Source organism: Pseudoalteromonas sp. SR44-8, from assembly GCF_014163635.1.
GTDB classification, from domain to species: domain Bacteria; phylum Pseudomonadota; class Gammaproteobacteria; order Enterobacterales; family Alteromonadaceae; genus Pseudoalteromonas; species Pseudoalteromonas rhizosphaerae.
On the sequence record NZ_JACJDS010000001.1, the window covers coordinates 25,529 to 46,597 of the forward strand.

16 protein-coding genes are annotated in these 21,069 nt (G+C 41.5%); 9 read left to right on the forward strand and 7 right to left on the reverse strand.

What is annotated here, in order from left to right; all coding sequences use genetic code 11:
- Positions 1–19: 19 nt before the first annotated feature.
- Positions 20–1,312: a peptide-methionine (S)-S-oxide reductase MsrA gene (gene msrA, locus H5183_RS00105; RefSeq protein WP_182730587.1), complete on the reverse strand. Its 1,293-nt coding sequence runs from the start codon at positions 1,310–1,312 to the stop codon at positions 20–22.
- A 167-nt stretch (positions 1,313–1,479) separates the two neighbouring features.
- On the opposite strand from msrA, the gene H5183_RS00110 reads away from it, so the two are divergent.
- From H5183_RS00110 to H5183_RS00145, 8 genes are all read left to right on the forward strand, one after another.
- Positions 1,480–2,997, forward strand: coding sequence for a leucyl aminopeptidase (locus H5183_RS00110; RefSeq protein ID WP_182730588.1), 1,518 nt, complete (start codon positions 1,480–1,482; stop codon positions 2,995–2,997).
- Between the two features lie 297 nt (positions 2,998–3,294).
- Positions 3,295–3,963 (forward strand): 5-oxoprolinase subunit PxpB, encoded by a 669-nt coding sequence (pxpB, locus tag H5183_RS00115; protein WP_182730589.1) that lies wholly within the window; start codon positions 3,295–3,297, stop codon positions 3,961–3,963.
- Positions 3,960–4,895 (forward strand): biotin-dependent carboxyltransferase family protein, encoded by a 936-nt coding sequence (locus tag H5183_RS00120; RefSeq protein WP_182730590.1) that lies wholly within the window; start codon positions 3,960–3,962, stop codon positions 4,893–4,895. Before pxpB ends, H5183_RS00120 begins: the two co-directional genes overlap by 4 nt.
- Positions 4,896–4,960: 65 nt before the next feature.
- Complete coding sequence (locus tag H5183_RS00125) at positions 4,961–5,665, forward strand: DUF969 domain-containing protein (protein WP_182730654.1); 705 nt, start codon at positions 4,961–4,963, stop codon at positions 5,663–5,665.
- A complete protein-coding gene (locus H5183_RS00130) occupies positions 5,665–6,690 on the forward strand; it encodes a DUF979 domain-containing protein (protein WP_182730591.1) in 1,026 nt (341 codons plus the stop codon). The genes H5183_RS00125 and H5183_RS00130 overlap by 1 nt, the downstream gene beginning before the upstream one ends.
- A complete protein-coding gene (gene pcp, locus H5183_RS00135; protein WP_220496224.1) occupies positions 6,683–7,351 on the forward strand; it encodes a pyroglutamyl-peptidase I in 669 nt (222 codons plus the stop codon). Before H5183_RS00130 ends, pcp begins: the two co-directional genes overlap by 8 nt.
- Before the next feature lie 154 nt (positions 7,352–7,505).
- The gene (gene asnB, locus H5183_RS00140) at positions 7,506–9,179 is read left to right on the forward strand and encodes an asparagine synthase B (protein WP_145233255.1); all 1,674 of its coding nucleotides are present in this window, start codon (positions 7,506–7,508) and stop codon (positions 9,177–9,179) included.
- Positions 9,163–10,011 carry a PhzF family phenazine biosynthesis protein gene (locus tag H5183_RS00145; RefSeq protein WP_182719006.1) on the forward strand — a complete coding sequence of 283 codons (849 nt, stop codon included), beginning with the start codon at positions 9,163–9,165 and terminating at the stop codon, positions 10,009–10,011. Before asnB ends, H5183_RS00145 begins: the two co-directional genes overlap by 17 nt.
- On the opposite strand, the gene H5183_RS00150 is transcribed toward H5183_RS00145, so the two are convergent.
- The 3 genes from H5183_RS00150 to egtB all read right to left on the reverse strand — a co-directional run bounded on the left by H5183_RS00150 (position 9,982) and on the right by egtB (position 13,116).
- Positions 9,982–10,770 carry a 2-keto-4-pentenoate hydratase gene (locus H5183_RS00150; protein ID WP_220496226.1) on the reverse strand — a complete coding sequence of 263 codons (789 nt, stop codon included), beginning with the start codon at positions 10,768–10,770 and terminating at the stop codon, positions 9,982–9,984. The two genes, H5183_RS00145 and H5183_RS00150, sit on opposite strands and share 30 nt — an antisense overlap.
- A 142-nt stretch (positions 10,771–10,912) precedes the next feature.
- Positions 10,913–11,884, reverse strand: a complete 972-nt coding sequence (gene egtD, locus H5183_RS00155; RefSeq protein WP_145233249.1) for an L-histidine N(alpha)-methyltransferase — start codon at positions 11,882–11,884, stop codon at positions 10,913–10,915.
- Positions 11,885–11,886: 2 nt separating this feature from the next.
- Positions 11,887–13,116: an ergothioneine biosynthesis protein EgtB gene (gene egtB, locus H5183_RS00160; protein WP_182730592.1), complete on the reverse strand. Its 1,230-nt coding sequence runs from the start codon at positions 13,114–13,116 to the stop codon at positions 11,887–11,889.
- A 505-nt stretch (positions 13,117–13,621) separates the two neighbouring features.
- Between egtB and H5183_RS00165 the strand changes: the two genes are divergently transcribed.
- Positions 13,622–15,202 (forward strand): BCCT family transporter, encoded by a 1,581-nt coding sequence (locus tag H5183_RS00165; protein WP_145233245.1) that lies wholly within the window; start codon positions 13,622–13,624, stop codon positions 15,200–15,202.
- 82 nt (positions 15,203–15,284) lie between these two features.
- On the opposite strand, the gene H5183_RS00170 is transcribed toward H5183_RS00165, so the two are convergent.
- The 3 genes from H5183_RS00170 to H5183_RS00180 all read right to left on the reverse strand — a co-directional run bounded on the left by H5183_RS00170 (position 15,285) and on the right by H5183_RS00180 (position 21,069).
- The gene (locus tag H5183_RS00170) at positions 15,285–15,995 is read right to left on the reverse strand and encodes a 3'-5' exonuclease (protein WP_145233243.1); all 711 of its coding nucleotides are present in this window, start codon (positions 15,993–15,995) and stop codon (positions 15,285–15,287) included.
- A gap of 3 nt (positions 15,996–15,998) precedes the next feature.
- On the reverse strand, positions 15,999–17,894 hold the full coding sequence (locus H5183_RS00175) for a DUF294 nucleotidyltransferase-like domain-containing protein (protein ID WP_145233241.1): 1,896 nt from the start codon (positions 17,892–17,894) through the stop codon (positions 15,999–16,001).
- A gap of 94 nt (positions 17,895–17,988) precedes the next feature.
- The gene (locus H5183_RS00180) at positions 17,989–21,069 is read right to left on the reverse strand and encodes an efflux RND transporter permease subunit (protein WP_145233239.1); all 3,081 of its coding nucleotides are present in this window, start codon (positions 21,067–21,069) and stop codon (positions 17,989–17,991) included.

The window sequence follows — 21,069 nt, forward strand, 5'->3', positions numbered from 1 at the left end:
CAGCCATTATTCTAATCTGTTAGGTGTCTTTGCGAGCGACAAAATCTAACACAGTTGCATTGATACAATAACGATCTTCACCTTTTGGGCCTTCACCTGGGAACAAATGCCCTAAATGAATACCCGTAGATTTAGATTTAATTTCAATACGTTGCATACCGTAACTATTGTCTTCATGCATGGTCACACTGTCTTTGATGGGGTGAGTAAATGACAGCCACCCGGTGCCCGATTTGAACCGATCCCGAGTATCAAACAGTGGTACACCACTGAGTTTATCTATAAAAATACCGTCCGGGGTATTTTTAAAAATATCGTACTGTTTACAAAACGGGCTGTCTGTACGGGCTTTAAATGCCACTGTATATGCTTCACTATCCCCTAATTTAAATGCGCCAAGTGCTTTATAAAACTCTTCGCTAGACACATAACCTTGGCGACCATAAACCTCTTTACCATCTTCTAAAAATAAGATTGTTGGGGTGGCCCAGGTCGCTGATTTAATCGTTAAACCATCAAGTTGATCGGCTTTACGATAAGTGACGGCAATGGTGCCTTGGTAATCATTTAACACATCTTTTTTGAGTTTTTCACAATAAGGGCAATAATCTCGTGAATCAATGATCACTATCTGCTTTCCTGCAAGTAAAGCCGTATTATCAACTTTATCATCACTGCGTTTTTCAAATACAACGCCTGTTGAATGATCAGGGCAATAGCCATTAGGATTTTTAACTAAGTAGTCTTGGTGATATTCCTCAGCCGGAAAAAATGCCGTTAATGGTTTTATAATGGTTTTTATAGAGCCATACCCGGCTTGGGTTAGTTTATCTTGATACTGTTGTTTTAATTCTTCAGCCAGTGCAGCTTGTTGCTCAGTAGTGGTTAAAATAATTGAACGGTACTGCGTACCAATATCATTTCCTTGACGATTTTTTTGCGTTGGATCATGACTTTCAAAATAACTTTTTAATAACGTTGCAGCACTGATTATATTGCTATTGTAAGTAACCTGAACAACTTCAGCGTAATTATTTTCATCGAACTTGCGCGTTGATTGGGTAATATTACGATAAGTTGCTTTAAAACCCTTACCATCGGCATAGCCTGATTTTGCATCAATTACACCAGGAAGCGCTTCATAACGTTTTTCTGCCCCCCAAAAGCAACCAGAACCAAGTACCATGGTTTCTAAATGCATTGTTGCTTGAATATCATTATCTTTTTCATTGTTAAGGGAAACACCATAACTTGCCGCACTGAACAAAATTGTTAAAGTGGTTAATTTAAGCCAATTCTTTGCTGCCAACATACTCTACCTCTTTCTATTTGTTGCTTCATTTTAGTAGACCTTGAAGCAGAACATATTATTTCAGGAATGTGGGTTATTTTATCGCTCATTATTGCGGCTTTACCGAATCCGACTTCACCTATGCGAATAAATGAGGTAAAACGTGTTTATTTAATAAAGGTACAAATATGAAAAACCTTATTGCTTTTTCTGCATTATCAATTGCCCTTGCACTTAGTACGCAAAGCCATGCTGCAGAGTTTAATTTTTCTTCCAAGCTTGATAGTAATGCACAAGCATTAGTGTTGTTTTACAGTGAGGATGGGAGCAATACCGCATTTAACTCAAACAATAAAAAGTTCAATGCTCAATTACAGCACGCTATTGAAAATGAAAGTTTTAGTGGCAAATACGCCAGTACTGTTGAATTAATTGCACCTTATAATAGTGACTATAAACGCGTGCTAATTGTTGGTACCGGTAAGCAAGATAAGCTTGATAGAGCGTTAATGACCAAACTAGGTGGTAATATTCATGCGCGATTAATGAGCAGTAAAACAACAACTGCTGCGGTTGCATTCGATGACGTTGAAGGCGTAAACAATAACAGTGTACTTAGTGCTCACTTTGCACACGGTGCAAATTTACGCGACCATCGTTTTGAAAAATATAAACAAACTCCGAACACTCACACTGTCAGTTATCATTTTGACGTTAGTAATTCCAAGCAAACAAAACGTAACTATTCTGAACTTGAAAGCATTCAAGCAGGAGTGTTTTTAGCACGTGATTTAACCTCAGAAGTGGCCAGCGAAATGACTCCTGTTGACTTTGCTAGTGCGGCAAAAGAGCTTGAGTCTCTAGGTGTAGAAATCACTATTTTAGAGCCTAAGCAATTAATAGAACTAGGTATGGGGGCACTTGAAGCTGTCGGGCGTGGCAGCGAACAAGGCGCTCGCTTAGTCGTTGCACATTACAAAGGCTCAAACGCGACCCCTATTGCTCTGGTTGGTAAAGGGATCACCTTTGACTCTGGTGGTTATAGTATCAAAACAGGCGCATCAATTGCGCGTATGAAATCTGATATGGCTGGCGCCGCCGCTGTACTTGGGACTATCAAAGCAATGGCGCTTGCAAAAGCTGACAAAAACATTGTTGCCGTTATGGGTATGGCTGCCAATATGGTGTCGCAATACGCTGTTGCCCCTGGTGATGTGGTTCGCACCGCAGAAGGTTTAAGCGTTGAGATTGTTAATACTGATGCAGAAGGACGCTTAGTATTAAGTGATGCAATGTGGTATGCACGTGAATATTTCAAGCCGGAGATCATGATAGACGTTGCCACCCTTACCGGCTCTAAAATCAAAGCCGTAGGTAACGATTATGCGGCGGTGTTTTCTGATGACGATACGCTTGTTACGCAACTCACTTTAGCTGGAATGCAAGTAAACGAAAACCTATGGCGCTTACCGCTGGGATATAAAGAAACCTTAAGTTCAGACATTGCCGATCTTAAAAACCTAGGCTCAAGTGGCCCCGGAGCAACAACGGCCGCCAGCTTTTTGCAACATTTTGCTGGTGAAACTCGTTGGGTACACATAGATATTGCAGGTAATGCACTAGCAACTAAAGGAAAAGATGAAATTTCACCAGGCGGCACAGGTTATGGTGTGCGCTTGCTCAGTGAGTGGCTGTTAAGTAATTAGCAGTAAGCTATTATAACTTAATGCATTCTACTAACATCATTAGTTGTTATAACAACTGTGGCATTATCAAACACCTACTCTAAGCAATAGTGAGTGATATGCCACAGTTTTTTATAGTCTGACTCACATATCTAGTTTACGTGTATTAGTCCAGAACATTCCATAACCAAACTAATGTGTTTGCGCTACACTGGGTAATGTTAATATTGCAAGGTTGTTAACTAGTCGCATCGCTATAAACATTTCATACGTTATATGCTAGTTTGAGGTATTCAAGAATAATAAATACATTTGGCTATGGATCAACAAACTATCTCTCCAACTATTAGTGTCCTCAGTAATAACAGCATATTGCTTGATGCCACTGCCCTAAACGATGACAGTCTGAGCATTCAAAAAAAAATCTGGGCACTAGTGCAACAATGCAACACCAGCGACGCCTTTATAGATGTAGTACCCGCAATGAACTCGCTGACAGTTTATTTAATAGACCCTACTTCGCTTGCTCACTGGCAAGCTCAGTTAGCACTTTGGTGGGCAAATATAAATCCGCACGACTATCAGGGTAAGCATCATAAAATTATTACCCAATACGGTGGTGACTATGGCCCAGATCTAAACTATGTAGCTGAGTATCACAATTTATCGCCACAACAAGTAATTGATATACATAGCCAAGGGCATTATCAAGTATTGTTTTTAGGCTTTCAGCCAGGCTTTGCATATTTGCACGGTCTGAATAGTCAATTACATACTCCGCGCAGAGCACAGCCGCGAACTCGAGTGCCCAAAGGTTCGGTTGCCATTGGCGCTAATCAAACCGCGATTTACCCAGCTGATTCGCCCGGTGGTTGGCATATTATCGGCCACAGTGATTTTGCATTATTTGACAGTGAAAATACTCCACCATGCGCAATACAACCGGGCGATACGCTGCAATTTATTACTAAGGAGTCGGTATTATGATCACCGTAATAAAGCCCGGAATGCAAATGACGATTCAAGATCTCGGCCGTCATGGCTATCGTCATTTAGGAATTGCCCAATCTGGTGCGCTTGACCCTTATGCAATGATCATTGCCAATCGTTTAGTGGGCAATGATGATAATCAAAGTGTTATTGAGATCACTTTAGGCTTAGCGCAATTGCAGTTTCAATGTGCCACTGTTATTGCGCTGCATGGCGCTGATATGCAAGCAAAGCTTGATGGAGTAAGTATTTATCCCGGCTGGAGTTATCCAGTAGAGCAAGGACAAACACTGACATTTGCCACCGCTCGGCAAGGTTTTCGCAGCTACCTCGCAATTAAAGGCGGCATTGATTGTCATGCAGTGATGAATTCAACAGCCACCGATATTGCAGCAGGTTTTGGTGGCCTAACGGGCGCGCCTTTACAAGCCAATGATCAAGTCCCAATCACGCCATTTGATGGCAATTGGCCGCAACGTGGTGCGATTGCCCCCGCTAAGCGCAGTGTGATCCGCGTCCATTCAGGCCCACATCAACAATTACTATCACAACAATTTAGTGATTTTTTTGCCCAGACGAAATGGCAAGTCAGTCCGCAAAGTAATCGTATGGGAGTAAGGCTCAGTACTGAGCATAATCAATTAATGCATACACATTCATTGCCTTCTTTAGCTGTTAGCCCGGGCTCTATCCAACTAACACCCAGTGGTGAGCCTATCGTATTGCTAAATGATGGCCAAACAACCGGAGGATACCCGCTACTTGGTACTATAATAAGTGCGGATCAACACCAATTTGCACAACTTAAACCTGGTGACTTTGTGCGATTTGAATTCGTCAACCTAGCAGCTGCAAATACTGCGCAGCGAAAACTTGACGCTCACCTACAACAATTGACTATTGCACTAAGAAACTTGAGCATCAGATAACCAATCACTAAATAAAAGCTCAGCTTAATAAATAATAATAAACACAGCACAGTGTAGGAACTATGATGTTTGATCTTAATTATTGGCCATTAATTGGCATTCCAGTGGTTGTGCTAGGATTTGCCTTGCGCTTTAACCCACTGATTGTAGTAACCGTTGCTGGCCTTGCAACTGGTTGGGCGGTAAATTTAGATATCCTCACCCTTTTGCAAACCTTTGGCGAGAAGTTTATGAACTCTCGTCAACTGGCCAGCTTTATTCTTATTTTACCCGTTATCGCACTGCTAGAGCGCTATGGTTTACAACAGCATGCGAAAAACTGGATTGCACAAATTCAAAGTGCCACCAGCGCACGTATATTAGCCCTGTATTTTATCGTTCGAGAATGCTCAGCAGCCCTTGGGTTATTAAGCCTTGGCGGTCAAGCACAAACTGTTCGTCCATTATTAGCCCCCATGGCATTAGGTGCCGCGACCAATAAACACGGTGAGCTGCCAAAACCCATAAAAGACATGATCAGCGCCCATGCAGCTGCCGTTGATAATATTGCGATGTTCTTTGGAGAAGACATTTTCATTGCTTTTGGTGCTGTACTATTGATGGATGCCTTCTTAAAGGAAAACGGCATTGCCGGTATTGAACCGCTGCATATTGGTTTATGGGCTATTCCGACCGCCATTGCCGCACTCATTATTCATTTATTTAGATTATCTCGTTTAGAAGCAAAAATAGCTCTGGCTGTTGCTCACTACAAACAGCAGGAAATGTGATGAGTAAAGTACTAACAACCGATGTAACTAACTCAAACGCTACAATTATCACCATTGAGAACATTTATTTATTAATTGGTCTCGTTGTGATGTTTTTAGTTGTTCGAACGCTGCAAGACACAAACCATCCAAAAAGGCTCACCACAGCATTATTTTGGTTGTTATTTGGTAGCAGTTTTTTATTTGGTGATGTATCTATTGCCTTGTTCGGCAAAGCCAACACTTATTTATGGGTTGGTGTGAGCGTAGTATTAATTGCCCTGTTAGCGGGCTTAAACCTAGTAAGCATGGGCAGTTATCAACCACTCACTGAACAGCAACAAACACAATCGGCCTCTCGCCTGGGCAATAAATTATTTGTTCCCGCATTAATGATACCCGTGATCACGGTATTACTGACTGTTTCTTTTGATGGTATCGCAATTGGTGATTATTACTTACTTGATCAACGTCATTTAACTCTCGCATCGCTCACTATAGCGTGTGTGTCTGCGCTACTTATTGGCTGGAAAATTACTGGGGGAAATCCGATTGAAGCTGTCACTGAATCCCGTCGGCTGCTAGATTCTATCGGTTGGGCAGCAATACTGCCACAAATGCTAGCAATGCTTGGTGGCGTGTTTATTGTGGCGCAAACAGGAGACTCAATTAAAGAGTTGGTTACTTTATTTATAGCGCCAGAGAATCGTTTTATGCTGGTGGTGCTGTATTGTGTTGGCATGGCGTTATTTACCATGGTGATGGGAAATGCGTTTGCTGCATTTCCGGTAATGACTGCGGGTATTGCTATGCCTTTTTTAATCGAAGGTCATGGCGCCAGCGCCGCACCACTGGTAGCAATTGGGATGTACAGTGGTTACTGTGGAACGTTAATGACGCCAATGGCAGCAAACTTTAATATCATTCCAGCGGCATTACTCGACCTAAAAGACAAATACCATGTTATAAAGGTGCAAATACCTACTGCGCTGGCCTTATTAACGGTCAATATTATTTTAATGTATATGGTGGTTTTTAATGACTAAACTGACATCAAGCATGCCCTGCGTATTGATAACTGGGTTTGCACCATTTGGCGGCGAATCGCTCAATCCGTCGTGGCAAGCGGTAAGCAAACTCGACGAACATTTAATCGCTAAGCACCGAGTAATAGCCCTTGAGCTACCGTGTGAGTTTAATACCTCATTAGAGGTGCTTTATAAAGCCATAGAGCAGCATCATCCGGTTCTAGTATTATGTATCGGGCAAGCCGGTGGCCGCAGTGAAATAAGCATAGAGCGTATCGCGATTAATATTGATGATGCCCGAATTAAAGACAACGCAGGAAAGCAACCCATTGATCACCCCGTAGTCAAAAATGCTCCTGCCGCATATTTTGCACAATTACCTATCAAACGCATGTTATTAGCACTGCAACAAAGTGAGATCCCAGCCGCCATTTCTAATACAGCGGGTACATATGTGTGTAATCACGTTATGTATGGTCTATTACATCATATCAATGAGCATGAACCACACATCAAAGGGGGCTTTGTGCATATCCCTTATTTACCAAGCCAAGCTGTGCACCATAATGGCGCACCGAGTATGAGCGAAGAAACCGTGCTAAGCGCGTTAAAAGTAATGATCAACGAAGCTATTGTTGCAAAACAAGATATAAAAGTCGCGGCTGGCACCACCCACTGACCAATTTGGTGCATCAGCGGCCATGCTGGTGCATAAATTATTCTGAAAATATTGTAAAAGCTATGTGACTTAGTTAATTATTTCTGTTAAAACAAACGTGAATGGTTAGGTATTATGACCTAACTAACACACATGATAGGAATGAGGAGTTACTATGTGTTCAATTTTTGGTGTATTAGATATAAAGTCTGATCCCGCTCCATTGCGTACGCAAGCAATTGAAATGTCAAAATTATTACGTCACCGCGGGCCTGATTGGTCTGGTGTATATTCATCTGAGAAAGCGATTTTAGTGCATGAACGTTTAGCCATTGTTGGTGTATCAAGCGGTGCGCAGCCTTTATACAACCCTGAAAAAACTCATATTCTAGCGGTTAATGGCGAAATTTATAATCACAAAGAACTTGCCGCTAACCTTGAAACCGATTTCACTTTTCAAACTCAATCAGATTGTGAAGTTATCTTAGCGTTATACAAACAGAAAGGGCCTGAATTTTTAGATGATCTGAACGGTATTTTTGCTTTTTGTTTATATGACGAAGAACAAGACGCTTATTTAATTGGCCGTGATCATATTGGTATTATTCCACTTTATACTGGCCACGATGAGCACGGTAACTTTTATGTTGCCTCAGAGCTAAAAGCACTTTCACCAATCTGTAAGCATATTGAAGAATTTCCTCCTGGACATTTTTTATGGAGTAAAGATGGTCAATTGCGCCCATATTATGCCCGTGATTGGCAAAGCTTCGATGCAGTTAAAGATAACAGCGCAAAAGCCGAAGACGTCAAAGATGCACTTGAAGCCGCCGTTAAACGTCAATTAATGTGTGACGTACCTTATGGCGTGTTGTTGTCAGGTGGTTTAGATTCATCCGTTATTTCAGCTATTACCCAACGTTTTGCAGCAAAACGTATTGAAGATAATGATGAAAGCGATGCATGGTGGCCTAAGCTGCACTCTTTCTCGGTTGGCCTTGAGGGCTCCCCAGATCTAGCGGCTGCACAAAAAGTAGCTGATATGATAGGAACTGTTCATCACCCGATTATATTTACGATTCAAGAAGGGATTGATGCCCTACGTGAAGTTATTTATCACATTGAAACCTACGATGTAACTACGATCCGTGCTTCTACTCCGATGTACTTAATGGCTCGCCAAATCAAAGCGATGGGTATTAAAATGGTGCTCTCTGGTGAAGGCGCTGATGAGCTATTTGGTGGTTACTTGTACTTTCATAAAGCACCAAATGCACAAGAGTTTCATGAAGAATTAAACCGTAAAGTATCTAAACTGCACATGTTTGATTGCTTACGCGCAAATAAATCAATGGCGGCATGGGGTGTAGAAGCCCGCGTTCCCTTCCTTGATAAAGAGTTTGTTGATGTTGCTATGCGTATCAACCCTGAAGCTAAAATGTGTAAAGATGGCAAAATTGAAAAGCATATTTTACGTGAAGGCTTTGACGGCTACTTACCTGATGAAGTGTTATGGCGTCAAAAAGAGCAGTTTTCGGATGGTGTAGGCTACAGCTGGATTGATACATTAAAAGAGTTTGTAAACGAGCAAGTAACCGATCAAGAGCTTGAAAACGCAAAATTTAAATACCCTATTAACACACCTGATTCAAAAGAAGCGTATTACTACCGTACTATTTTTGAATCTCACTTCCCAGGTGATGCAGCCGCTAAATGTGTACCACACGGTAAGTCAGTCGCCTGTTCAACGCCTGAAGCGTTATTATGGGATGCATCATTTCAAAATAATGCCGATCCATCAGGTCGTGCCGCAGGTATTCATAACGACGCCTATGCACAAAAGAAATAATAAGCCTAGTCGCTTATTAAATCTGGCAATAACTCACAGACTGCACAAAGCCCCGCGCTTTGTGCAGTCTTTTGCTATTGAGCAAGTTTTTAACGATACAGCGAGACGCTGTAAAGGTTCGTCTGCGTTAATTGTTATTTATAAAACAGGGTTAACAACTCGACTAATGCAGCGCATTGCAAAAAACACCGCTCAGCCCGCCACCGTATTTTTAAATCAAGCCAATATCAAAAAAAATCGATGCCCTATTCGTTGGTTTAATCACAGCCATGAGATCAGCCGCTGTGGTCATGGGACACTCGCCGCTGCACTGTTTTTAAAAAAATGGCAAGGGTTTAGCCCAAACACCTTTTATACAAATACAGGGGAAGTATTTAAAATCAGAATACATCAACGCGCACTGCAACTACAATTAGCCACCATTGATAGCACCGAGGTACAAACAGAGGTTCTGCTGCAACAAGCCATTCCTACCTCAATAGTGCAAAGCTATAAAACAGCAAAAATTAACGGCTACAGTACTGTGATGATTAACAGTGATCAGCCTTTAAAAACACTCGCGATAAATACAGCACAATTACAATACTACCCAAATGCAGTGATTGTATTGCAACAACGCCAAACAGCTAATCAAACCACACAGTGGCATTTTCGATATTTTGCTCCTTATTATGGCGTGGATGAAGATAGCGCTACAGGTTCAGCCATCAGCATTATTGCCCCGATAATCAAACAATACACTGAACAAACACATGGCCAGCTTTTCCAAGATTCTGTTTTCGGAGCAACCATTAATTACCGTTTAAAAGATAACAGCGTCATTATCAGTTAAGCCACTAAATTTGACGGTGTATTTTCCAAGCCCTGCATAGTCAATTTCAGTATCAACATCAGTGTCTAACTCAATAACACCACAATATGAGCCTGTTATGAGAATTTGGCCAGCAGCGAGCGTGATCCCACACTTAGCCAGATAATTTACTGCCCAATAGATTGGTGTTTGTGCCAGACCACATGGGTGCTTGCCAAGATAGCTATGACAGCGATTATTTTGTGTTATCGCGATAGTAATATGTGCCGCATCATAAGCTGCTTGCTTATTAATTTTAGGACCAAGTAACACCCCTTGGTTACTTAAGCCATCCGCTAACTTTGCAAAGTGATTTGCTTGATACGCTGTAGAGAAACGGTTTTGGATCAGCTCAAGTGCCATATGCGTGTCACTCACCGCGTGGTCAATTTCAGCTTCGCTATAGCTTGCCTGCTTTGGCATATTTTGCGCAAACACAAAAGCAATTTCAGGCTCTATCCGTGCCTTGTTTTGTTCAGTATATAATGTGCAGATTTGTGCAAATGATTGCGGCGGCTTTAATATTGGAGCCAAAATAATCGCACCGTTATCAAGTGGTAATAGGCATTTCCAACCAAATACTTGGCCCTTGTTTAATGCAATCATCAATTGTTGAACAGCTAAACTATCTTCAGTGCTTGTTAATGCTAATTGTGGCGGTAAATCTGATTGTGGCGCTGCACTTGTGCGTTGTGCAAATAAATGTGCTGCAATCGTTTTTAATTTAGTAGAACTGTCCACACTAACCTCTTCGTAATAAGGTTTTATAATGGCTACACCAGCAGCCGTAGGTTTAATGTAGTATTTATACTATTAAAAAATCAATTTGCGCAGCATTTTTAGCTAAGTACAGTTAAATAATAAATTATGGACTGTGCATTGTTTAAATTGGCCTTAATAAACACAATGCAAAATACCCCTGCTCGTCTTGCCACGTTTGCTCTAAACGTAATCCAGCTTGGGCGCTAAGTTCAGTAAATGCCTGTAGTGCGTATTTATGGGAGTTTTCTGTATGGATACTCTCACCTTGAGAAAAGCTAAATGATTCGCCATTAACGGTGACTGTTTGATCACAGTTACTGATCAAATGCATTTCAATACGGCTTAGTTTTTCATTAAACCGTGATTGGTGATTAAACTGGCTAAGATCAAAATCAGCATTTAACTCAGCATTAATACGCTGGAGCAAATTTTTATTAAATGCCGCGGTGACGCCTTGTTTATCGTCATAAGCATCAAGTAATACTTGACGGTCTTTGAGCAAATCAATGCCAATCAATACATAACCGTTAATACCACATAACCGATGGAAATTTTTCATGATCTCAATGGCTTTTAGCGGTGAAAAATTGCCTATTGTTGAGCCTGGAAAATACACGAGGTTCGTTTGGCTATCCAATTGTGTTTCACGGCTTAACTGCTTTACCATTTGGCTATGAGTAAAATCCCCCAACAACGGCGAAATAGCTAACTCAGGAAATAATGGAGATAAATGAGCCAATGAGTAATTAAGCATTTCATTAGAGATCTCAAATGGCACAAAACTTTTCACATTCACTAAGTGTGCTAACAAATAAGCAATTTTTTTACCTGAGCCACAGCCCGGCTCTATGATTGATAAGTTATCAGGAAGCAACTTGGCAATTGCTTGGCTGTGCTTGGTTAAAATGCTTAGCTCTGTGCGTGTCACATAGTACTCATCAAGCTCAGTGATCTGCTCAAACAAAGCGGCCCCATTATCATCATAAAAATATTTACAGGGTAGATTTTTTTGTTGCTGTGACAGTCCCGCAATAACATCGTTTAAAAAGCGGTTATCAATGTCGGTTGTCATTAATGTTGTTACTTGGCTCATGCTCAATCCTTAGCGAGTCTAATACCACTGCGCATCCACGCTTGGTGTGGGTAATAGAAATTGCGATAAGTTAGTCTTAAATGATTTTGTGGGGTAAGTTTACAGCCACCGCGCAGTACCATTTGATTCGCCATAAATTTACCATTGTATTCCCCTGCCACGCCTGCTATTGGCTTAAAGCCTGGGTACGGTAAATAGGCACTGTTTGTCCACTGCCAACAGTTGTCGGTCAGCTGGGTGATAGTTTGTGCCGCATTACTGTTAGCCACGCTTTCCCATTCAAATTCGGTTGGGAGGCGAGCTTGTGAGTAATGTGCAAAAGCGTTTGCTTCGTAAAAGTTAACATGGCTTAGCGGCTCATTTAGCGCCAAAGGCTGTAATCCAGCTAATGTAAATTCAAACCACTCATTATTTACTTTATGCCAATAGAGTGGCGCAGTTTGCCGAGCATTATTTATCTGCGCCCAACCGTCACTGAGCCAATGCTCTGGGTTTTGGTAACCACCATCTTGTATAAACGCTAAATACTCACCATTGGTAGTTAGCCGATTAGCAAATTTAAATGGCTGAATAAGCACTTGATGAGTTGGCCGTTCATTGTCGTAGCTAAACGTTTGCTCAGTTGCACCAATATTTGCAGTATGCTTTGAGAATGCCACAAAGCTAAGAGGACTGGCTTGCGTAACAGGATTTTCTATACGGATATTGTTAGTGTCACAATAAGCAGGAAACAACGGATTAACTGAAAAGTTATATTGAATGTCCATCAGCATTAATTCTTGGTGCTGTTGTTCATGGTTAAGTCCTAATTCAATAACTTGCTTTATTGACTCGCTACACGGTGCACTCAGTAATTCAATCACCGCCCGGTCAACATATTCTCTATAGGTAATCACGTCATCTAAACTAGGCCGCGATAAACTCCCTCTGCAGGCACGCTTAAATTGTTCACCTATACCGTTATAATATGAGTTAAATAAAGTTTTAAAGTTAGGATTAAATACTGTGTAGTGAGAGCTATGTGCAATTAGTAAAAAAGTTTCAAAGAACCACGTTGTGTGCGCAAGGTGCCATTTACTAGGGCTTACATCGGCCATAGCTTGTAATTGGCAATCTTCTGCTGATAACGAGTTTATTAACGTCACGCTTTGGTGTCGAACACGCTGGTAATGATGGACTAATTGATGCTCATCAGCTGTGTTTTTAGTGTTCTCTTTGCCATGGTTACTCATAGTAATGACTAAATTCCTTATCACAACTTAACAATGATATAGCTCACCTAATGTTAAATCATATTCATATTACGCTTTCATTACTGCGACTATAAAACGTCAATCTCGTGCAGCTGCCTTTTACAACTACAAAAAATAATAGTTCAATTAACCACAAAAAACAGCCGCGATTACTTTAACAATCAAACTAATTTTTGACCTTTTGCGAATTATGTAGTTTTATATAAAAACATAAAAATGGTTGCAATGGCCATATAAGCCGCTATTTAACTACAAAATCATTTACATTTGGTATTTAACTCATACACTAGTAGCTGTATGATCATCTTTTAAATTAGTTAGTCTTCAAATAAATTTAAGTATCAATTATTATCTAACCTGAACTTTGCTTTAAAAATTTACTAACGTAGTGATTTATTATCCAAAGCTCAGGTTACTTAGACTAATTAAATTAGGTATGTTGCTGGTAACAAGCAGCTTGTTAGGACAACAAAAGAGGTATTGCATGAGCGAAAATCATGACAAATATAGTATCGACAATACGGATTACACCGTAGGTCAGGATAACGTGCAAAAATGGGGATTTGATATACACAACCCTGTTTTTGGCATCAGCGCGGGCCTGATTGTCATCTTTTTAATCGCCATTCTCGCTACCGATCCACAAACTGCAAAAGCAGCACTTGATGGTGTGAAACTCGATATAATTAATAATTTTGATGCCTTGTTTATGTGGGCTGCAAACTTCTTCGTTATTTTTTGTTTAGCACTGATTGTTTCTCCTTACGGAAAGATCCGTTTAGGAGGCAGTGATGCTAAGCCTTCATATACTCGTGTTTCATGGCTCGCTATGTTATTCGCCGCAGGCATGGGTATTGGCTTAATGTTTTGGGGGGTAGCTGAACCGGTTGCATATTTTACTGGTTGGTATGAAACACCACTGAATGTAACAGCCAACACCCCAGAAGCTGCAAAACTGGCAATGGGGGCAACTATGTTCCATTGGGGCCTGCACCCTTGGGCTATTTATGCTGTAGTTGGCTTATCACTATCATTCTTTACATATAACAAAGGTTTACCACTGTCTATCCGGTCAATTTTTTACCCTATATTGGGCGATAAAGCATGGGGCTGGCCTGGTCATATCATTGATATTTTAGCAGTACTGGCAACTTTATTTGGCTTGGCAACATCATTGGGGTTAGGCGCTCAGCAAGCGTCTGCGGGGATAAACCACGTGTTTGGTCTCGAAGGTGGCATTGGCTCACAAATACTCGTTATTGTTGGCGTTACCCTACTGGCTATTATTTCTGTTGTGCGTGGTATCGATGGCGGTGTAAAACTCCTTAGTAATATCAACATGCTAATTGCTTTTGCCCTTTTGGTATTTGTTTGCTTAGTTGGCTTTGCTGTTGCGATGGGTAATATTCCTACCACCTTTATGGGTTATGTAGAAAATATCATTCCATTAAGTAATCCACATGGCCGTGAAGACGAAACATGGATGCATGGCTGGACTGTATTTTACTGGGCTTGGTGGATTTCGTGGTCACCGTTTGTAGGCATGTTTATCGCTCGCGTATCACGCGGTCGTACTATCCGTGAATTTTTGATTGCGGTATTACTTATTCCAACATTGGTTACAGTATTATGGATGTCAATTTACGGCGGTATCGCAATTGATCAAGTAGTCAATGGTGTTGGCGCACTTGGCCTAAATGGTTTAACCGATGTCCCTATGGCTATGTTTCAAATGCTAGATGAATTACCTATGTCTAATATTTTGTCTGTAATTGCTGTGCTATTAGTTTTAGTGTTTTTTATCACTTCATCTGATTCAGGGTCATTAGTAATAGACTCTATCACTGCTGGCGGGAAAATTGATGCGCCAGTACCACAACGCATATTTTGGGCATCTATTGAAGGTGCTATCGCAGCCGCGCTACTGTGGATTGGTGGTACACAAGCAATCGAAGCACTGCAAGCAGGTGCGGTCTCTACCGGCTTACCATTTACAATCGTCTTGCTGTTTATGTGTTTAAGCCTTATTTTAGGTCTGAGAACTGAGCCGTTACCGGCTAAATAAACGCTATTTAAAACCACAAACGCCGCAAATTTGCGGCGTTTTTTATTTAAGCTTGTTAGCCAAAGTTCAGGTTAAGAAATTTTTAACTCCATAATTGCGAGATCGGTGTATCTTCTCGGTAATGGTGACTCAATTGTGCTTGTAACAGTTCAGCCGTTGCTAAAGCGTCAGTTAAAGCGTTATGGTTTTTATACACAGGTAATGAATAGCGCTGGCGACAATCACCTAATCTAAGCGAACCTAACTTAGAATTAAATAACCAACCTAGCAAACCCTGCCTGGCTTTTAAGGCTTTTCGTTCAATTTCCATGGTATCAACCAAAGCAAAGTTGATCCCCTCGTTAAGCCTAAGTAACAGTGCAGTATTTAAGAAGTGCCGCTCAATCGCGCCATAGTGTACAACAACCACTTTACCACTGAGTGCTTGCAATAATGGCTCAATAATATGATTAAAATCCGGTGCATCGTCAATTTCTGAATGCGTTATGCCATGTATTACAATGGATCCCTCGTTGAAATTACGCCTAGGGCGCACCACCCAATGGCGACTATCTTTGCAATATATACGCTGTAAATTAAAAGGAATTAAACCAACGCTGACAATATCATCACTGGTGCTATCTAAACCGGTTGTTTCAAAGTCCATTGCAACAAATGGCACATCTTTAATTGCTGCGAATTTATCGCTAAAAGCAGCTCCATAAAAACGTTTGATAGTGTCATTTTGAGCGCCGCTTAATAAATTTTTATAGCGTGTTGCCCAGTCAATCATTGCTTGCTTTTTGAAAGCCATAAATTACTTTACCCCAGAGTTTGCTGAGTAACTAAATTTCAAATAGCTTTGTGCTTTTTCTAAAATTGCAAAAGCTTCTTTTAAGTTACGCTGCTCAAAAGGCGATAATAAATGAGGGTCTAAATCGTTGTCGGGTTCTTCCCCCTGTTCAATTTGCCATGCTTGGTGACGGATCCGCATCATGGCAATATATTCTAGCGCATCTCGCAAATCTTGTGCTTTGCCTTGCGGTAGGAGCTTGGCTTCAATAATATCTTCTAAGCGTTCGAACGAGTTTTGCTTACGTGATCCAACCGCCAATGCGTGAACACGAATAACATCTGAAAGCGGCGCTGTGCCTCTGCGCTTTAAATTCATAGAACGTTTATGCTGACCGTTGTGCTCCATAACAAAGCCTTTAAAAAACCCCAATGGTGGGGTTCTGTTGCGAGCATTTGCAGCCATATTAGCTAAAAATACGCGATTAACTTTGCTTTGTTTGGCAATAAATATTTTAAGCTCATCGGCCCATTTGGTTTTACCCCACACCCCGTCTAAATCAAAAAATATGGAGCTATTTAGTAAGGCTTGCGGTTTAGGCAGCTCTATCCACTGAGCAAATTGCTCAAACCATTGTGCACGTGTTTTTCGCCATTTTTTAAATGACGCCATTATTTCGCCATCACAATAGGTATAACCGCATTGAGCTAAACCATCACAAACAAAATCGGCAATATTTTGAAAATACGTATCATGAAGTTCATCATCATAATCATCATCTAGAATGAGCGCGTTATCTTGATCAGTAACAATGAGTTGCTCATCCCGCGCCATTGAACCTAATGCGATAAAACAGTATGCAACCGGCGGCGGCCCATACTTTTCTTCGGCTAATACCAGTAACCTTTGTTTAAAAGTGCGGCCAATCACAGCCATTGCCGTGCCAATCATATGCGAGTTTGCATCTTCATTTACCATTCGTACAAACACATTCGGCAGCTGGCGTGCATAGTGTGTTAAATCTTCAATTGATTGCTGCGCAAGTATTCCACGTACCAATAGCAAGCTGCTTTGTGATTCATAGCGTAAAATATCAGAAAGAGAAATAACCCCAATTGGACGGCGTTTTTGGACCACCGGTAAGTGATGTAAGTTATCACGTAGCATCGCAAGTACAGCTTCGAAAACATAGGCATTGGCATCTAATAAAACCAAGTTTGTAGACATTATTGTATGCGCGGGTGTGTCAAATGCCAGCCCATGAGCAATGACTTTGGTACGTAAATCTTTGTCTGTGATAATACCAACAACTTGACCATCATCTTCCTCTGGGTCGTCGTTAATAGGTTTGGTACTATCAGTAACTAAAACCGATGACACCGATTCATCAGTCATAAGCTGGGCAACTTGTTGCACCGTTGAATCAGTATTAACTGTTACCACATCACGGTGGATCAGCGATTTTACTTTTGCCGTGGTTAAATCATTACCATCGGCTTGTTCAACAATTGCCTGATGTAAACGAACATTACCATCCGTTTCAAAATAGTCAGCAAATGAATCAAATTCGTCGCAATAGCGGTTAAATAGTTCAACATTAATGCAATACACTAGCGTATCTTCAAGTGCTTTAGCTGGAAAGCGAACCTTGCGATTCATCAGTAAACCCATCTGCCCAAATATACCGGCAGTAGTTAAACGATTATCCAGTTCCCCATTACGTCGATACATTTCAACAGAGCCGCTTCTGATCACATAAAGATCGGCTATATCTTGACCAAATAATAAAATATCGGTGTGCGCTCTAAAGTAGGCGACTTCAACCTGTTGCGCGAGCTCATTGATTGCTTTACTCGGTAGGCTGTCAAAAGGCGGGTGTTGTGCTAAAAACTGCGCGATTTCTACTTGTTCGGCTTGCATAAAAAAAACCTGTTGGGGATAGCTTTCCCAAGTGTGAGCCTAATTAACTTATTTTTCAAAGATAAATAGTTAATTAGGCTATTTTAATTGTGATTTACTCTACCTTATCAAGCTCCTGCGCAAGTTGCTTACTTTCATCACCACGAGGTGTAGTAAAGCGTGCTAAGCCCAAGTAAATTACCGGTGTTAAGTACAACGTAAATAGCACCGCTAAAGACAAGCCACCAAACACGACCCAGCCAATCGCATTACGTGCCTCAGCACCTGCCCCGGTTGATAATATCAGCGGCAGTGCACCTAGTAAGGTTGATATCAAGGTCATGGTAATTGGTCTTAAACGTACTAATGCTGCTTGCTCTACAGCTTTACGAACTGTTAAACCTTGGTCGCGCAATTGGTCAGCAAATTCAACTAACAAAATCGCGTTTTTCGCGATTAAGCCAATTAACATCACCAAACCTATTTGCGAGTAAATATTTAACGAAGTACCAGTTAAATACAGCGCTAAAATTGCTGATGTAATACCAAACGGTACTGTTACCATCACCACCACAGCACTATTAACATTTTCAAACTGTGCGGCTAATACTAAAAATACGATTAAAAATGCCAGTATGTAAGTGATAAATACTTCATTAGAAGTTTCTTCAAAGGTTAATGCTTCACCTTTAAATGCCAAGCTAATGCCACTTGGTAGCGTTTGCTCCGAAATATCACGTAGTTGCGATACCAGCTGTGCAATACTCATGTCCGCCGGCAGTTCCATATCAAGCTCGATAGCACGACGCTGTGCGTGGCGTTCAAGCTCGGCGGCAACACCTTCTTCTGTAATGGTTGCAACGCTACTCAGTGGTACTAACTGACCGTTATTTGCACTGATATATAAATTAGCGAGATCACTGGGATCTTTAATGGTTTGATTTTGTGCTTGCAGAATAATCGGTACAGATTGGTCACCAATATTTAAATCTGCAATATCATCGCCATTTATCGCAGCACGTAAGGTGATTGATATATCACTCAGTGACACTCCTAATTCCTCTGCACGGCGTCTATCAATATTAACGCGCAATTGCGGCTGTGATGGCTGATATGAAATACGCACGTTGTCAATCGACGGGATAGTCTGCTCAACCTGTGCAGCAAAATCTTGTGCGGCCTTATAAATCTGCAGGTAATCTTGCCCTAATAGTGCCAGCTCAATACCGCCACCTTGACCGCGTAAATTTAAACTATTTGACCCAGACGGATAACCTGCCGCCCCAGGAATATTACCCAGCGGACCTCGAATTTTATTAATGATCTCTTGCTGTGAAAAATGACGCTCATCCCAGTGTTTTAAAGGCACGGTAATAAACACAATATTTGGATCCCACTGCCCTACAACAGTATAAATAGATTCAATTTCGCCGCTTTGCACATACGGCAGCAAAATATCTTCCATTTGCATTGCTTGACGGTCCATAAAATTCAAACCAACACCGTCAGGGCCCCGAGCAAAGATACGTATTTTTCCGCGATCTTCTGAAGGCAGTAATTCATTATCTAAATTGAGATACAAAGCACCCGAACCCGCAGCGACTAATATACTAGCTATAAACGTAAGCCACGCATGATCAAGCACCCAATGAATGGTTTTAGTATAAATATTAGCAAGCCAATGACCTATTTTAGCAAATGGGTGTTTACCACCTTGTTTGAGTTTTAGCTTTGAGGTGAGCGCTGGCACTAATGAAAGCGCTACAAAGCTTGAAATGATCACCGCTCCCGCAAGTACCCCACCAAACTCCCTAAATAATCGCCCTGCGGTTGAGGGTAAAAAAGCGATAGGAACAAATACCGCCGCTAACACCGCTGTCGTTGCGACAACAGCAAAAAACACTTCTCGCGTGCCAATTACCGCAGCAGCACGGCGGCCAAGGCCTAAACCGCGTTGACGTTGAATGTTTTCGCTGACCACAATCGCATCATCAACAATCAACCCCGTTGCTAACACTAATGCCAGCAAAGTAAGTATATTGATTGAAAAACCCAGTGCCCATATCAACGCTAATGAACCAACCAAGGCAACAGGAATTGCAAATGCAGGCACTAAAGTCGCGCGCCAAGAGCCGATAAATACCCATAATGTAATGATCACCAGCAGCACAGTTAGCACCAGTGAGTAAATCACCTCATCAACTGAGCTCCTGATAAATTGTGCATCATCAGAAGTTAAAGTAAATTTCAGCTCCGGAAAACGCGTTTGCATTTTTGCTAATAAACTTAATACTTCGTCAGATATTTCAATGGTATTTGACTGTGCTTGACGTATAACTTCCATGCCAATCACTGGCTGGCCGTTTAAGCGCACCATAGAGCGAGGATCCGCAGGACCAAAATACACCGCCGCAATATCACCAATACGCGTACCATCACGAATAATAATATCGGCCACTTGCTCAGCGGTAACTGAGGTTGCATCTGCGCGCACTATAATTTGTTGATCCGTCGATTTCAAACTACCTGCCGGTACATCAAATGGCGCTTGGCGCAGTACTTGGGCTACATCAGGAACGGTTAAATTAAAACTGGTTAATTTAAGTGGATCAAGACGCACCCGTAAAACACGTTTTCGGTCACCATTTAAACGTACATCGGCCACACCTGGAATGGTTAAAAACTGCGGTGCTAAATCAACCTCAACCAGTTCAGTCAACGCTTCAAGGGCTATGGTATCGCTTGATACGGTTAGCGATACAACCGCCTCAGCATCATTATCAGCCTTGATAATAGAAACGCGCTCAACTTCTTCAGGCAACTCACGTTGTACACGTGCTACCGACTCACGGGTTTCATTCGCAGCATCATCAAGGTCAACACCAGCACGAAACTCAACAACAATCCGTGCGTTACCTTCTTCACTTTGTGCGCGAATAGTTTTTACACCACTTACGCGGGCTACCGCCCCTTCAAGTTTACTGGTTACTTCGGTATCAACAGTCTCTGGGGAGCCACCAGGAAATGAAGCCGACACCGTGATCCTTGGCGTATCAACATCAGGCAGTTCACGAACTTCAACCCCGGCAATGGCCGCAATACCCGCAATAATGATCAGTAAATTAAGTACTACAATAAGCACTGGGCGGCGAATGGCCATTGAAGGGAGATCTTGCATCATAGGTTGTTGTTTCAT

Excerpts from the sequence above, each read along its gene's own strand:
- pxpB (WP_182730589.1), top strand. The coding sequence starts at position 3,295 with ATGGATCAACAAACTATCTCTCCAACTATTAGTGTCCTCAGTAATAAC.
- H5183_RS00180 (WP_145233239.1), bottom strand. The coding sequence starts at position 21,069 with ATGAAACAACAACCTATGATGCAAGATCTCCCTTCAATGGCCATTCGC.
- asnB (WP_145233255.1), top strand. The coding sequence starts at position 7,506 with ATGTGTTCAATTTTTGGTGTATTAGATATAAAGTCTGATCCCGCTCCA.
- H5183_RS00110 (WP_182730588.1), top strand. The coding sequence starts at position 1,480 with ATGAAAAACCTTATTGCTTTTTCTGCATTATCAATTGCCCTTGCACTT.
- H5183_RS00125 (WP_182730654.1), top strand. The coding sequence starts at position 4,961 with ATGTTTGATCTTAATTATTGGCCATTAATTGGCATTCCAGTGGTTGTG.
- H5183_RS00145 (WP_182719006.1), top strand. The coding sequence starts at position 9,163 with ATGCACAAAAGAAATAATAAGCCTAGTCGCTTATTAAATCTGGCAATA.
- H5183_RS00165 (WP_145233245.1), top strand. The coding sequence starts at position 13,622 with ATGAGCGAAAATCATGACAAATATAGTATCGACAATACGGATTACACC.
- H5183_RS00130 (WP_182730591.1), top strand. The coding sequence starts at position 5,665 with ATGAGTAAAGTACTAACAACCGATGTAACTAACTCAAACGCTACAATT.
- msrA (WP_182730587.1), bottom strand. The coding sequence starts at position 1,312 with ATGTTGGCAGCAAAGAATTGGCTTAAATTAACCACTTTAACAATTTTG.
- egtB (WP_182730592.1), bottom strand. The coding sequence starts at position 13,116 with ATGAGTAACCATGGCAAAGAGAACACTAAAAACACAGCTGATGAGCAT.
- H5183_RS00170 (WP_145233243.1), bottom strand. The coding sequence starts at position 15,995 with ATGGCTTTCAAAAAGCAAGCAATGATTGACTGGGCAACACGCTATAAA.
- H5183_RS00175 (WP_145233241.1), bottom strand. The coding sequence starts at position 17,894 with ATGCAAGCCGAACAAGTAGAAATCGCGCAGTTTTTAGCACAACACCCG.
- pcp (WP_220496224.1), top strand. The coding sequence starts at position 6,683 with ATGACTAAACTGACATCAAGCATGCCCTGCGTATTGATAACTGGGTTT.
- H5183_RS00120 (WP_182730590.1), top strand. The coding sequence starts at position 3,960 with ATGATCACCGTAATAAAGCCCGGAATGCAAATGACGATTCAAGATCTC.
- egtD (WP_145233249.1), bottom strand. The coding sequence starts at position 11,884 with ATGAGCCAAGTAACAACATTAATGACAACCGACATTGATAACCGCTTT.